Origin of the sequence: Wolbachia endosymbiont (group A) of Dendrolimus pini, from assembly GCF_964026835.1 — a bacterium.
In the GTDB taxonomy this organism is placed as follows: Bacteria; Pseudomonadota; Alphaproteobacteria; order Rickettsiales; family Anaplasmataceae; genus Wolbachia; species Wolbachia pipientis.
On sequence record NZ_OZ034702.1, the window covers coordinates 1,347,588 to 1,361,847 of the forward strand.

The following is a 14,260-nucleotide window of genomic DNA, read 5'->3' on the forward strand; positions in this document are numbered from 1 at the left end:
ACGCGTCAAGTTAAGAGATTGTGAGCAAATTTAGAGAGGTTAAAGTGGATACTCTAGCCCTTCTACGTTTGTCTTTTAATGAAAATCGCGACCAAGTTATAGTGAGTTTTTTAAGAAATGCTTTTAAACTATTAATTTTGGTTAATACTAAAAATAACTCTCTAACCCGCCTTTTTAGCTCAATAAATGCCTTTGTTAAGCTAAGTTCTGTATTCTTTTTCACTTCTGTGCAACCAACTATGCCGTGAAATATAAGAATTGCGCACAATTTAGCATATAGTTCACATAATACTCTGCATGGCTTTCCTTTTAGCTTATCAAGCCTGATATGGCTTTTATACAATTTAAATAATAACTCAATTTGCCACCTTACTCTGTAAATCGTTAATACTTGCTCAGCACTAATTTTATTTTCTGGAACATTAGTTATAAATATTGACCAGTTCAACAATTTTTGATTTCTTTTAGAGGATGTATATCCCTGCGATCTTGCTAATCTATTAGCTTTCCTTCTTCTGGCCATAGACTGTTCTTCAGTTAGTTTCTGACATATAATTCTTACTCTAATTTTTGCTTCTTTTCCTAACAATACCTCGTTTTCTAAAAATAACTTATCCTCTAAACATTCTAATAACTCCATTTTTTGATTTGTTTCTACATCATATATGTTGGTATCGGATTTATAACGACTTATGAAATAAGCTCCTATTTCATTGATTTGTTTAAAAGAACTTGGCACAAAATAACCGAGATCAGATATTAGCAAATCATTGCTTAATATATTACTTAAATGTTTCCTATATCCCTGGTCTGATCTTACCCCCTCCGTTAAATTAAGTTGGTCTATTATCTGATTCATGTAGTCGAAAACTAATTGTAACTTTATTCCAGACTTAGTATTGCTTTCATAGCCACTGTAGCTAGTACCATAACCTTTATACATCTCTTCCATACTGTTAGGTAGAGTAATATAGCTACTGTCCAATAATTTAACACTATTAAATTGCTGTAAGATTTTGCAATCAACTTGCAAGATATTTTTAAAGAGAATCACAGATTCATTATACATCCTTTTCATAAATTCCACTGCTTCTTCAGTAAATCTAAAATCCAAACCTTGTTTTGTTATATCTATCGAGTCCTCGTTTAGTAATTGACACATTGTTTCTACGCTACAATTATCAACTCCTATATTACCCAAGACCATGGCTTTTACGAATGATGAACCTTTTAGCTTTCTCTTTCTTTTTATAAACCTTGTTGTAATTGAGATTTTCTCTGCTTTTTCATTAAAAAATTCTTTGAGCTTTTTTGATAAGCAAGTTATTTTATTCATTGGTTCTCTCACTAAAAGTATATCTGGGAGAACTTATACCTTATTATTCTATCTCTTTCATACCTTTATTTCCTTAACTTGACGCGTATGGAAGGGGCTACTGGGATGACAAAAGGGGGCACTGGGATGACAGGAGAAAGAGGCACTGGAATGACAAAGAGGGTACTTGGATGACAGGAGGTAATGCAGGAAGTCTAATAGTGCAGCAACACGGAACCCCAGGTCAGGCCTGCACCTATTGAAATCAGCAGTACCAGATTTCCTGATTTTATTTTTGATTCTTGTATTGCATAGTCTAAGGCCAGTGGAATTGATGCCGCTGAGGTGTTTGCATGCTTATCAACGGTATTAATCACTTTCTCTATAGGAAAATCTAATTTCTTTACTACTGCTTCAATAATACGAATGTTTGCTTGATGGGGAATTAACCAGTCAATATCAGTGATTTTCAAATTATTGCATTTCAGAGTTTCCTCTACTGAGGCTGTTAACTTATCCACTGCATGTTTAAACACTTCTCTTCCATTCATGCATATTTTTCCAGAATCACCAGTTGAGGATATCCCTCCGTTCGTACATAGTATGTCCACATTGCCATCAGAATATAGGCTAGTTGAAATTATACCTTTTGTAACCCCCTTCTCTGCCACCCAAGTATCAGCATCATTTGTTGGAATGACGTTAAAATGACATGCTGATTTCATTATTACTGCACCAGCACCATCACCAAAGAGTACACAAGTTGACCTATTTTCCCAATCAACAATCCTAGACATTATTTCAGCACCTATAACCAATGCATATTTAATTCTATTGTTAGATTTTATGAGCGAATCAGCAACTGTAACTGCATATATAAAACCAGAGCATGCTGCTTGTACATCAAAAGCAAATGCGTTTTTACATTTTAACTTACTTTGTACAATCGTTGCACAGCTAGGAAAAGTTTTATCAGGAGTTGTTGTAGCAACTATAATCAAGTCAATTTCATCTACTGAAATTTTAGCTTTTTCTATAGCACTTTTTGCTGCATTTACAGCTAGATCTGACGTTAGTTCTCCTTCATCTGCTATATGCCTTTGAACTATTCCTGTTCTCTGCCTTATCCATTCATCGCTCGTCTCAACTATCGATGCAATTTCGTTGTTACTCAACATTTTTCTTGGTAGGTAAGATCCAGTGCTTAATATGAAACTTTTATTCAATATGACTTACCCCGTTAATTATCTTTTGATTTAAATTTTCACTAATTGCATTTACTGCAAATTTTATGGCATGGGCAAAAGAAATAGCATCAGAATTTCCATGACTTTTAATGATGATACCATTCAGCCCTAAAAACATAGCTCCACTTCTAATTTTGGGATTAAAACGCGTTAAAGCTTTATTTAGTTTGGATTTTAACAATATACCAACAAGCATTTTCGCTATCCACGAATTGAATACTTCCTGCTTTATTAGATTGATAAAGGTACTAGCGGTTGCCTCAGCCGTTTTGAGCATTACATTGCCAACAAAACCATCAGCAACAATCACATCTATATTACCCTCTAAAAATTCACTTGCCTCTATATACCCTTTGAAATTAATGCCTGGAGCGTTTTTAAGCAACTCAAAAGCGCCGCGCACTGAGTCATTACCTTTAACTTCTTCTGTGCCGATATTTAGCAAAGCAACTTCAGGATTGTCAATTTTTAATGCTATTTTTGCAAATATACTACCCATTAACGCAAATTGAAATAATGAGTCGGCATTACAATCAACATTTGCACCAAGGTCAAGCAAAGCGAAGCTTTTTGTCTTAGTTGGACAGATAGAGGCAATAGCAGGACGATAAATGTTTGGTAATGTTCCTAAAATAAATCTGGAAATTGCCATCAATGCTCCGGTGTTGCCTGAAGACACCACTCCGAAAGCTTTACCTTTTTTTACTGCCTCAATGGCAGCTTTCATACTTGAGTCTTTACGATGTCTCAGCGCAAAAGATGGCTTATCATTTGCAAGGACATTGTCAGAACAATGAGTAAACTCAGAATTGTTACTTACTTTTTTATATTTCAAAAGCAAAGGAGATACTTCTTCCTTATCTCCATAAATATGAAAAAAAACTTTAATGCCTGGGTCAACAAGGTTGTCTAAAAAAAAACCAGCACCATGAATTACGGAAAGAGGCGCAAAATCGCCCCCCATAGCGTCAAGTGCAATAACTATATTATTATTGACCGTAGATAACATATCATAATAGTCACTCTGCCTGTTGCTTGATGAAAACCCGTTTTCCTTTGTAACTGCCATCAACTGCTACGTTATGAGGCAACATGAATTCCCCAGTTGTTGAACACACCACAATATTCTTAGGCTCAATAGCATGATGAGAACGATGCATATTACGCCTTGACTTTGACTTTTTTCTTTTTGGAACTGCCAAAATTTCCTCCATTCTACTACAAAATACAATACATTAGTAACATGTTTTTTACAGGAAGTAAACAGGGATAGTAAAATAAGTAAGGTTTGCTTATGTAATTGAGTTCTATAGCTAAAGTGGCTCTACAATTTGAAAAACCGTCATTCCGCTACTCGTTAGCGGAATCTATACCGCGAATGAATTGCGGTATGACGTAGGGAAACCTTTCTTGGGTTAAGCTTTAAATTAAAACATCAAGTATATTGAACTTAAAACATATCTCAGCTATACTTTGCGATAAAGTTAATAAAAATTTTAATAAAGTCAGTAACTCTAGCTAAAATGAATACAAAGTGAGCTTTTTTGATATAAATAGTGTTAGAATAATTGGTAGGTACTTTATCAATTTTTTGTTAAGGCTTGGTAGTGCATTCATATTTTTTATTCAATCTCTATACCACTGCCTTGTGCCACCATATTATTTTAGCAACATAGCAAGACAAATTATAGAGATAGGCTTTTTCTCTCTGCCAATTGTTGGGCTCACTGGAGTTTTTATAGGAGCGGCAATAGTTTTACAAAGTAGCTTGAGTGACCCATTAATTAACCAAGAACAGATAATACCCAAACTTGTTACGATCACTATCATTAAAGAGTTAGGACCAGTTTTGATCAGCTTAATAATGGTAGGAAAGGTTGGATCATCAGTTGCAGCAGAAATTGGTACAATGCGCATCACCGAGCAAATAGATGCACTTACAACCTTGAACATCAACCCTTTTAAATATTTAATTGCACCAAGGATTTTAGCGTCAATCATAGTATTTCCCATACTTACAGTATGTGCAGATTTAATAGGAATATTTGGAGGATGTATCACTGCAGTCTTCGAATTTAACCACAATTTAAATATATACATTAAACACACAGCTCAGTTCTTTAATACGTATGATTTTATAACTGGGCTAATAAAAGCAACTGTATTTGGCGCCATAATTTCTGTCTCAAGCTGCTATTACGGTTACCATTGCAAAGAAGGTGCACGAGGAGTAGGTGTTGCTACAACATCAACTGTTGTTTTATCGTCCATACTGATCATTTTAGCAAACTACATGATTACTTTGATACATGCGTAACCCCATAATATCAATATCGAACTTAAGCTTATCTTTTGATGACAGGACAGTACTAAAAGATCTAAATTTTGATATATTAAAAGGGGAATCATTAGTCATACTTGGTGGCTCAGGAAGCGGCAAATCTGTATTAACAAAAACAATTATCGGCTTGCTTGCTCCAGACTCAGGGTCTGTTAAAATAAATAGTAAAAGCAAAAATAAATTTGGGGTTTTATTTCAAAATTCCGCTTTATTTGACTACGTTACAGTGTGGGAAAATATATCTTTTAATTATAAAAAGCGCTTTAATATCAGCAAAAAAGAGGCAAAACAGCTAGCAATCGAGAAGTTAAATGATGTTGGACTGGAGGAAAGCATAGCAGATATGTTTCCAATAGAGCTATCAGGTGGAATGAAAAAAAGAGTGGCACTTGCAAGGGCGATTGCACACAATCCAGAAATCATTATTTTGGATGAACCAACTTCAGGATTGGACCCAATTATGTCAGATATAGTAAACGAGATAATAATAAAATTATCTAAAGACTTTAACCCTACAATTATCACGATTACACATGATATTCATAGCGCATTTAAAATAGCTGATAAAATAGCAGTATTATATGAAGGGGAGATCATTTCCCATGGAACTGTTCAGGAAATACAAAATACTAATAACGAATATATAAAAAAATTCATTCATTATATATAGCTAAAGATATATACACTATTGCTAACAGTCATATTTTTAAGTTTTAACTTTGTAAAAGGTAGTGGACATTGGAATTCAGATTTTTTTCAAACTGGATCCTATAGCTAACACGTCATACCGCGATTCATTCGCGGTATCTCGGCATAGATTCCGCTAACTATTAGCGGAATGACGAATTTGTCGTTTTTCAAATTGTCGTAAGTCAGTTTAGCTATATATAGGATGACAGAAATTGTTTGTATTAGCTATATTCAAAAGCTCTATTGATATTTTGCAATATTTGTGATAAAATAATAGCTTAAGGTTGAGAGTAAAAATTTATGAGTGAAGCTCAAGGTCCAAATATTGCAGAATGGCAAGCGCAGCAGCAACACCAAGAGGCTGCTGGTGAGAAAAGTGGTTTTGGTCTTGGTCATAGTGACTCTGTTTCAACAGTTGTCGATGGAATGAAATGGTTGTTCAACTTTCATGAAGGAGCAATTGCTGCTTATAGTAACGTGTTTGAAGGTTTGGTGAGTGGCAGTAGTTTAGTAACATTGTTTGGAAAGTCAGGTAATATGTTTGGCATAAAATTTCTTGAAGGCCTTGCAGAATATTTTTCAGGTGGAGGTGGGGAAGATATGCCATCAGAAGGAATGGATATGGCTCATGGTGATGATGGACATCACTCAGATGATTACCCTCATGCCAATAACGAAATAGCTCATAATGCTGATGGTTTGCAAGACATGCATGATGCAGGTGATCACCATGGTCAATCTTTTTCACCTGGTCCTTCACCATCTGTTGGCGATGACCACGGGCATGAACTTGGTTAAACGCTTAAAAACTGCTGAATAGTATGCGAGAAGGCCTAATAAGAAAAGTTGCTGTTGTTATAATTAACATGAGTTTGTCTTAGTGAAAAAGGTTTCAGTTTTAGGGTCAACAGGAAGTGTTGGAAAAAAGACTGTAGATTTGCTCTCAAAGAGAAGAGAAGGATACCAAGTGGAAGCACTAAGTGCCCATTCGAACTTTGCTCTACTGGCACACCAAGCAAAACTGCTGAATGCAAAATACGTTGCTATCTCCGATGAAAGGTTTTACAAAGATTTAAAAGAAAATCTACTTGGTACAGATGTAAAAATAGCAATTGGTGCTACAAATATTGCTACCATACCTGTTGATCTCTCAGTTGTTGCAATAGTTGGCATTGCAGGCCTTGAGCCAGTTATGGAGGTTATAGAAAGCGGTACCAAAGTCATTGCATTGGCAAACAAAGAAAGCATTGTTTGTGGTGGAAAGTTATTACTCAAAAAAGCTAAAGAAAAAAATGTACAAATAATCCCTATTGACTCTGAGCACAATGCAATTTTTCAAATTTTGCAAAATGACGACAAATGCGTAGAAAAGATCATACTTACTGCTTCTGGTGGACCATTCTTAAATTATAGCCTTGAGCAATTAAAAAATGTTATGGTAGATAAGGCGCTTAGTCACCCCACTTGGAATATGGGAAAGAAAATCTCGGTTGATAGCGCAACAATGATGAATAAGGCACTAGAGATAATAGAAGCACATAACTTGTTTAATATCAGCCCGGATAAAATTGAAGCAGTAGTGCATCCTGAGTCAATAGTACATGGAATTGTAACTTATAAGGATGGGTTCAACTTTGCTGTGCTTGCAGAAACTGACATGGCAATTCCTATTTCATATGCTCTATCTTGGCCGGAAAGATCAGCTTTAAATTGTAGACTAGATTTAACAGAGCAAGGAAAATTGACCTTTCAAGAGCCAGACCATAAGCGTTTTCCTGCGCTAAAGCTTAGCATGGCAGTGTTAAACTCTTCTGCTCCACAAACAAACAGTATTGTGCTCAATGCTGCAAATGAAATAGCTGTTAATGAATTTTTGAAGTCACGAATCGGCTTTTTAAAAATAGTAGAGGTAGTGGAATCAACAATGGAAAGTTTTGGTAGTTATACTGATATTAATTCACTATCTGATATAATAAATATTGATTATGAAAGTCGTATTATTGCTAATAAAGTTGTTGAAAGTAAAGTTGTTGCGTATAGCTAGAGTAATGTAACCAGACTGTATTCTGTGATTTTTTTTAGCAAAGCACGATGCACAATCGTCATTCCGCTACTAGTTAGCGGAATCTATGCCGAGATACCGCGGCGGTATGACGGTTCGCGGTGGTATGACGGTTAAGTAATTCGTCATCCCGCTACGTGTTAGCGGCTAAGAGATACCGCGGCGGCATAGCTATCTTCAAAAATATGGTTGAATAATTGTTAATAATAGTGTATAATTATTAATATTTTTAAGCACTTTGGCTATGGCTTTATCTAAGTTTCTCGACCCTAAGCTGGATTTAACCTTTAAAAGAATCTTTGGCACTGAAAAAAATAAGAATATTCTCATACATTTTTTGAATGATATTTTAGGGTTTACCGAGATAAATACTATACAAGAAGTGGAATTCCTCAGTACTATAATGGATCCTGAAATTGCATCTGATAAACAAAGTATAGTTGATGTTCTTTGCAGGGATTCTAGTGGGGCCAGGTATGTGATTGAAATGCAGCTTACTCGCGATAAAGGCTTCGAAAAACGAGCTCAACTATATGCTGCTAAGGCTTACTCAAGGCAAGCTGATAAATCTGGTAAGTACATTGATTTAAAGAAGGTTTTCTTTATTGCTATCTCTAATTGTAATTTATTTCCTGATAAGCTTGATTATATATCCAGCCACACTATAAGAGATGAGAAAACCAATGAGCATGACTTAAAAGATTTTCAATTTGTATTTATTGAACTACCTAAATTTCCTAAGAATAAGGAAGAACAGCTAGAAAGCATAGTGGATCGTTGGTTATTTTTCTTCAAATATGCAGATGAAACTACGGAAGAAGACTTAAGGAAAATAGCAGAAAAAGCACCAATAATAAAGTTAGCCTACGATGAATTAGACAGGTTTAGCTGGAATGAAAAAGATTTAGTAGCTTACGAAGAAAGAATAATGGATCTACGCAAAGAAGAAGCCATTCTTGAATACAGACTTGACCTTGCTACTGAAAAAGGCATCCAAATTGGCGAAGAAAGAGGCATCAAAATTGGTAAAGAGGAAGGGAAAATTGAAGTCGCAAAAGCAATGCTGGCTAATAATGTTGATGTCAACACTATTGTCAAGTTTACTGGCCTTTCTATTAGTGAGATTGAAGAATTAAGTGTGAACGGTACAGAGTAATTTCAAAGTGCATTTGCAGTTGGAACGGATACATTTAATGAGAGTCCCATTTCACGGTGTTCAAATCTACTCCTTCTTGTACCATCTCCCAAAGTGGGCTCATTTCTCTCAGTCGGCCAACATTTTTAGCAACAAGATCTGCTGCATACAAAACTTCTTCTTTAGTTGTAAATCGGCCTAGGCCAAATCTAATTGATGAATGCTCAAGGTCATGGCCATTATTTAGCGACCGTACGACATAGGAAGGCTCAAGAGACGCAGACGTGCACGCAGAACCAGAACTTACTGCTAAATCCTTGATTGCCATGATGAGAGACTCACCCTCAACATAAGGAAAGCTCAAGTTTAGGTTGCCAGGAATTCTATTTTCATAATCACCATTTAAAACGATATCAGGAAACGCTTCTTTTATCTTGTTATACAAAATATCCCTTAATTCTTCCACTCTAGTTGTTTCTTTTTTCATTTCTTCTCTAGCAATACGTGCCGCTTCACCAAAACCAACTGCAAGAGGTGTTGGAACTGTTCCAGAACGCATGCCTCTTTCCTGTCCACCACCACTAATTAGTGGTATCAGCCTAACACGAGGATTCTTTCTACGTACATATAATGCGCCTATTCCCATAGGTCCATAAATTTTGTGGCTAGAGAGACTCATAAGATCAATGCACATCTCATTAACATCAATTGGAACTTTTCCAAAGCTTTGAGCTGCATCTGTGTGGAAAAATATATTATGCTTTCTACATATTACACCAATTTCTTTGACAGGCTGAATTACTCCGATTTCATTATTTACCATCATCACTGAAACCAGGATTGTTTGATCAGTAATTGCTTCCTCAAGCTTTGATAAATCTATAATTCCGTTTTGCTTAACAGGCAAATATGTAACTTTAAAGCCTTCATTTTCCAGATGCCGACAAGAATCCAGAACACACTTATGCTCCGTGCAGACAGTGATTATATGATTTCCTTTATTTTTATAAAAGTGAGCAACGCCCTTGATTGCTGTATTATTTGACTCAGTTGCACCTGAGGTAAAGATAATTTCTTTGCTATCTGCGTTCACCAGATCAGCGATGTGTTTCCTTGCTTTTTCCACTGCTTCTTCAGCAGTCCAACCAAATGAATGGCTGCGAGAGTGTGCATTGCTGAACTCACCAAAGTAAGGTATCATCACCTCTAAAACACGGGGATCTACTTTAGTAGTAGATTGATAATCAAGAAATATTGGTAATTTTATTTTAGCATCGTGTATTTTTTTACTTTCAACATTCATAAAGCTACCACGGAGACAAAATTTACAATTATTTTATAGCATTAAAACTTAATTTTTTCAAGATATAATCTTGCATCAAGTACAAAAGTGTCATCCAAGTAGCTGACACATAACTGTACGAACATTTATTTGCGAAAGCAGTGTGTTAAATGTTATAGCCAGTTTTGCCTCAAACACAAAGGCAGTGCCCAGACACTGGGATGACACCCTATTGGTGGCAATTGCTTCCAAATCATAATGTTTGTACAGCTGTGCGCCGTGCGCTGGAATCCGTTTTAGCCCTTATCTATATCTCAGTTCCACCAACAGTTATTGCGTCGACTTTGAGTGTCGGCTGACCAACTCCAACGGGCACATTTTGTCCATCTTTCGAGCATGTGCCAACACCAGGATCTAACTTTAAGTCATTACCAACCATAGATACTTTTTTCAACACTGTTGGACCGTCACCAATTAGTGTTGCTCCTTTTACTGGCTGTGTAATTTTGCCATCTTCTATTAGGTAAGCTTCCGAAGATGAAAAAACAAATTTTCCTGACGTTATATCAACCTGCCCACCACCGAAATTTACTGCATATAGACCTTTCTTTACGCTAGATATTATTTCCTTCGGTGTATACTTTCCGGGCAACATATAGGTGTTTGTCATGCGCGGCATAATAACTTCTTTATAACTTTCTCTTCTACCATTACCAGTTGGGCTTACACCCATGAGTTTAGCGTTCATATGATCCTGCATGTATCCTTTTAGGATCCCATCCTCTATCAATATATTATAACTGGGTGGAGTGCCTTCATCGTCTACGCTGATAGAGCCGCGCAAATTGGGCAGAGTTCCGTCATCAACTACTGTGATGTCACTAGCTGCTACTTGTTTACCCACAGAATTTGAAAATGCTGAGACTTTTTTGCGATTGAAGTCGCCCTCAAGTCCATGACCCACGGCTTCGTGTAACAATATTCCTGGCCAGCCTGGACCTAAAACGACTGTCATTTCTCCGGCTGGAGTTGGAATTGCTTCAAGATTTACCAGTGCTTGTTCTAACGCTTGGTTTGCAACTTCTTTCCACTTTTTCTCAGAAATAAACTTACTATAAGAGTCCCTTCCACCATGCCCTGCAGAACCTCTTTCGGTACGGCCATCTTTTTCTACAATGACTAGCACATTAAAACGTACCAGAGGCCTGATATCGCTTAATCTGTGATCACCCTTTATTATTTGTACAACTTGCCATTCTCCACTTAGAGTTATTTTTACTTGCTTCACGCAGTTATTTTTGGACCTTACATACTCATTAACCTCATTGAGTAGCTTAATCTTTGAATTCAGATCCATTTCATTTATAGGGTTAATCCTCGAATATAGGCTTTTTGTCTCTTCGTTTAAATTTATTGAATTTGTCTTGTTTAAAGACACTGAGCTTTTTACCATAGAAGCAGCATTACTAATTTCTTTTTCGCTGATCTCAGAAGAACAAACGAAAGATGTACTATCTTCACAAAAAGACCTTAAACCAAATCCCCTTCTAGTATTCAAGTCCATGTGTTTTAATATGTTATCCTCAAAAACCAGGGACTCCGACTGGCAAAATTCTAGAAACAGCTCACCACCATCGCTATTGCTCAAAGCGTTATTGACTATTTTATATACGTTATTAATATTAACATTGTTTTGAGCAAAAAATATTTGATCTAGATTTGGCATTACCTTTGAACTAAAAATTGTTTAAGTATATTATTTAACTTTAACATAGTAAACTATAAAAAGCCCGGGTGGCGGAATTGGTAGACGCGCTAGCTTCAGGTGCTAGTAACTTTTTAAGTTGTGGAAGTTCAAGTCTTCTCTCGGGCACTCTTAGCTTCCATATTGCTTATTGAATTAATTAATGTTATAATATAACATATTAGGTAATATTTATGCTATGTATGGTGAAAAAGATAAGTTAGCCTACAGAAAGAAGGTACGAACTTACTCGAAACGCTTAGTTACTACACTATCTACTATCTCTTTCATTGGATACATAGCGGCATTGGTCTTGAATATTCCTGTCTTAAGTCTGTATTTTAGTATTGCCGGCACTATATTCAGTGCACTTTCGTTTGCTTTAAATATATGGTCACTAAATGATCATTCCCGACAACAGAATCTTAATAAGAAATCTGGCATAAAAAACACTCCAGGACAAAAAAAGTTAACAAAGATCTATCTTGATATAGCATCCAGTGCTTCATTTCTAATAGGAGGTATTGCATCTATGTCGCTTTTTGAGTCTTCTGTTATTTATTTTGTTTCTACGCCTTTTTTTATTCTAGGCTGTGTTATTATGGCAGCTAATATCGTTCAAACTATGATTAGTGAACCACAGACAAAAAACGTCCTTGAGAATCTCTCTTCAAATACTGCAAGAGTACAAGCTTAAGTATTAACTTATTTAACTTATACAGGAATATTAGCTATATAATTCCACTGAAGGAAGCCATTCAAAAGAGTTCGATGTAATTAGCGTCAAAAAAGTGTAAGCAGAAATTGTGGGCTTATTGGGGTAGGAGCGCTTAGTACTCCTACTTCCACATCAATTACTTGAATAATTGCTCAAGCTATCAAAATAAAAGTTTTTATTCAGTAATTTGTGTATAAAGGGTACTATTTTACTAGTAGTGAAATAAATCAGAATGAAGTCTATTTTATTAACGAGGCCTTTATTGGATTCGTTCAATACAAGAAATATATTGAGAAAGTATGGATACAAAGTTTTTATAGAACCAGTATTCGCAATAAAGTACTTAAATCCTGATATATCTGCGCACGAATTTGACGTTGTAATATCCACAAGTAAAAACAGTGTAAAGGCTTTTAGTCAAATATGCAAAGTGGATGACTTTCCGATTATTACAGTTGGTAATTCAACCATGCAGGCTGCAAAAAATTTGGGATTTTCTGATATAATCTCAGCAGACAGCAACGTTGATGGTCTGATATCATTCATAAAAGCTCATTATTCAAACGCAATAAAGTTCTTATATATAAGGGGACAAGAAGTATCATGTGACCTAAAAAAGAGATTATCTGAAGAAGATTTCAACGTAAGAGAAGTTGTACTCTATAAAACAATTATAAAAAGGAATCTAACTAATAGGTGTAAAAATTTACTATTGGATGGTAAAATTGATAGTGTTGCTTTTTTTTCCTCACAGACAGCAAGGATATTTTGTTCATTAGTTCTAAAAAGTGGGCTATCTCATGTGATGAATAATGCAGTTGCATATACCATGAGTAAAAACATTGCTGATAGTTTAAAGTTAATCAAATGGAAAAAAATTATAACATCGAGGTTGCCTACTGGGGAGAGTTTAATTGATATAATTAATAAGGATTGTTGATGCTAAAGATTGCAACTTGGAATGTAAACTCCATACGTAAAAGAGTTAACCAACTTTGTAGTTTTATAGTTGATAGTCAGATAGATATAATTTTGCTGCAAGAGATAAAATGTACGGAAGAGCAATTTCCTTATGCAGAGATAGAGAAGCTGGGATATGAATGTGCTGTCTATGGACAAGTTGCAAGAAATGGCGTTTGTGTTTTATCTAAATATCCGATACTGGAGAAGTTTAAGATTGATATCGTAGAAGGTTATCAAGAAGCGCGTTATATAGAGTGCATAATAAAGCACAATAATCAGAAAGTAAGGGTGGGAAGTGTATACGTTCCAAACGGTCAAAGCCCGGACTCTCAAGCATTTGAATATAAACTCAAGTTTTTTGATAATCTATATGAAAGGATGAGCACTTTGTTAAAGAACGAAGAGTTAACTATTATAGCTGGCGATTATAATGTTGCACCGGATGAAATTGATGTCTTTGATTCAAACTTATTGAATGGCCAAGTGTGCTTTCATATAAGAGAACGTGAGAAGTTAAGAGCGATCTTGAATCTTGGGTTTAAAGATGCGTTTAGAATATCTCACCCAAATTTGCAACAATTCACTTGGTGGCATTATCAAGGCAATTCACTCAGAAATAATCAAGGAATGCGAATAGATTATATGCTGTTATCACCACAAGCTGTAGATAAATTGGAAACATGCTACATAGATGATAGATTGCGTAAGCTAGAAAATCCGTCTGATCATACTCCTGTTGTATGTGCTATAGAATAATAGTAGA

15 protein-coding genes and 1 tRNA gene are annotated in these 14,260 nt (G+C 35.6%); 9 read left to right on the forward strand and 7 right to left on the reverse strand.

Features of this window, described 5'->3' with window-relative positions; all coding sequences use genetic code 11:
- Positions 1–10: 10 nt before the first annotated feature.
- The 4 genes from AAGD66_RS06710 to rpmF form a co-directional block, all read right to left on the reverse strand.
- Entirely contained in the window at positions 11–1,336 is a 1,326-nt protein-coding gene (locus AAGD66_RS06710; RefSeq protein ID WP_264339118.1) for an IS4 family transposase, read from the reverse strand.
- 194 nt (positions 1,337–1,530) lie between these two features.
- Entirely contained in the window at positions 1,531–2,541 is a 1,011-nt protein-coding gene (locus AAGD66_RS06715) for a beta-ketoacyl-ACP synthase III (protein ID WP_182321005.1), read from the reverse strand.
- Positions 2,534–3,571 (reverse strand): phosphate acyltransferase PlsX, encoded by a 1,038-nt coding sequence (gene plsX / locus AAGD66_RS06720; protein ID WP_182367437.1) that lies wholly within the window; start codon positions 3,569–3,571, stop codon positions 2,534–2,536. Before plsX ends, AAGD66_RS06715 begins: the two co-directional genes overlap by 8 nt.
- A gap of 10 nt (positions 3,572–3,581) precedes the next feature.
- Positions 3,582–3,764 (reverse strand): 50S ribosomal protein L32, encoded by a 183-nt coding sequence (gene rpmF, locus AAGD66_RS06725; RefSeq protein ID WP_041573607.1) that lies wholly within the window; start codon positions 3,762–3,764, stop codon positions 3,582–3,584.
- Between the two features lie 332 nt (positions 3,765–4,096).
- Here rpmF and AAGD66_RS06730 point away from each other — a divergent pair, with 332 nt between their 5' ends.
- The 5 genes from AAGD66_RS06730 to AAGD66_RS06750 all read left to right on the forward strand — a co-directional run bounded on the left by AAGD66_RS06730 (position 4,097) and on the right by AAGD66_RS06750 (position 8,811).
- Entirely contained in the window at positions 4,097–4,879 is a 783-nt protein-coding gene (locus tag AAGD66_RS06730; protein WP_015589313.1) for an MlaE family ABC transporter permease, read from the forward strand.
- The gene (locus tag AAGD66_RS06735) at positions 4,872–5,573 is read left to right on the forward strand and encodes an ABC transporter ATP-binding protein (RefSeq protein ID WP_264723889.1); all 702 of its coding nucleotides are present in this window, start codon (positions 4,872–4,874) and stop codon (positions 5,571–5,573) included. The genes AAGD66_RS06730 and AAGD66_RS06735 overlap by 8 nt, the downstream gene beginning before the upstream one ends.
- A 320-nt stretch (positions 5,574–5,893) precedes the next feature.
- The gene (locus tag AAGD66_RS06740) at positions 5,894–6,391 is read left to right on the forward strand and encodes a hypothetical protein (RefSeq protein WP_007548965.1); all 498 of its coding nucleotides are present in this window, start codon (positions 5,894–5,896) and stop codon (positions 6,389–6,391) included.
- 82 nt (positions 6,392–6,473) lie between these two features.
- Positions 6,474–7,637: a 1-deoxy-D-xylulose-5-phosphate reductoisomerase gene (gene dxr / locus AAGD66_RS06745; RefSeq protein WP_264723891.1), complete on the forward strand. Its 1,164-nt coding sequence runs from the start codon at positions 6,474–6,476 to the stop codon at positions 7,635–7,637.
- A 262-nt stretch (positions 7,638–7,899) separates the two neighbouring features.
- Positions 7,900–8,811, forward strand: coding sequence for an Rpn family recombination-promoting nuclease/putative transposase (locus AAGD66_RS06750; RefSeq protein ID WP_264723892.1), 912 nt, complete (start codon positions 7,900–7,902; stop codon positions 8,809–8,811).
- A gap of 34 nt (positions 8,812–8,845) precedes the next feature.
- Here the strand turns inward: AAGD66_RS06750 and AAGD66_RS06755 are convergent, their stop codons facing one another.
- The 3 genes from AAGD66_RS06755 to tldD form a co-directional block, all read right to left on the reverse strand.
- A complete protein-coding gene (locus AAGD66_RS06755) occupies positions 8,846–10,093 on the reverse strand; it encodes an IscS subfamily cysteine desulfurase (RefSeq protein ID WP_151807811.1) in 1,248 nt (415 codons plus the stop codon).
- 90 nt (positions 10,094–10,183) lie between these two features.
- Positions 10,184–10,324: a hypothetical protein gene (locus AAGD66_RS06760; protein WP_153296798.1), complete on the reverse strand. Its 141-nt coding sequence runs from the start codon at positions 10,322–10,324 to the stop codon at positions 10,184–10,186.
- A 55-nt stretch (positions 10,325–10,379) separates the two neighbouring features.
- Positions 10,380–11,798, reverse strand: a complete 1,419-nt coding sequence (gene tldD, locus AAGD66_RS06765; RefSeq protein ID WP_265024478.1) for a metalloprotease TldD — start codon at positions 11,796–11,798, stop codon at positions 10,380–10,382.
- A 62-nt stretch (positions 11,799–11,860) separates the two neighbouring features.
- On the opposite strand from tldD, the gene AAGD66_RS06770 reads away from it, so the two are divergent.
- The 4 genes from AAGD66_RS06770 to AAGD66_RS06785 all read left to right on the forward strand — a co-directional run bounded on the left by AAGD66_RS06770 (position 11,861) and on the right by AAGD66_RS06785 (position 14,253).
- Positions 11,861–11,945: transfer RNA gene (locus tag AAGD66_RS06770), tRNA-Leu, on the forward strand.
- Between the two features lie 70 nt (positions 11,946–12,015).
- Positions 12,016–12,513 carry a hypothetical protein gene (locus tag AAGD66_RS06775; RefSeq protein ID WP_010962975.1) on the forward strand — a complete coding sequence of 166 codons (498 nt, stop codon included), beginning with the start codon at positions 12,016–12,018 and terminating at the stop codon, positions 12,511–12,513.
- A 253-nt stretch (positions 12,514–12,766) separates the two neighbouring features.
- Positions 12,767–13,474, forward strand: a complete 708-nt coding sequence (locus AAGD66_RS06780; RefSeq protein WP_264723894.1) for a uroporphyrinogen-III synthase — start codon at positions 12,767–12,769, stop codon at positions 13,472–13,474.
- Entirely contained in the window at positions 13,474–14,253 is a 780-nt protein-coding gene (locus AAGD66_RS06785; RefSeq protein ID WP_264339010.1) for an exodeoxyribonuclease III, read from the forward strand. The genes AAGD66_RS06780 and AAGD66_RS06785 overlap by 1 nt, the downstream gene beginning before the upstream one ends.
- The last annotated feature ends 7 nt before the right edge of the window (positions 14,254–14,260 follow it).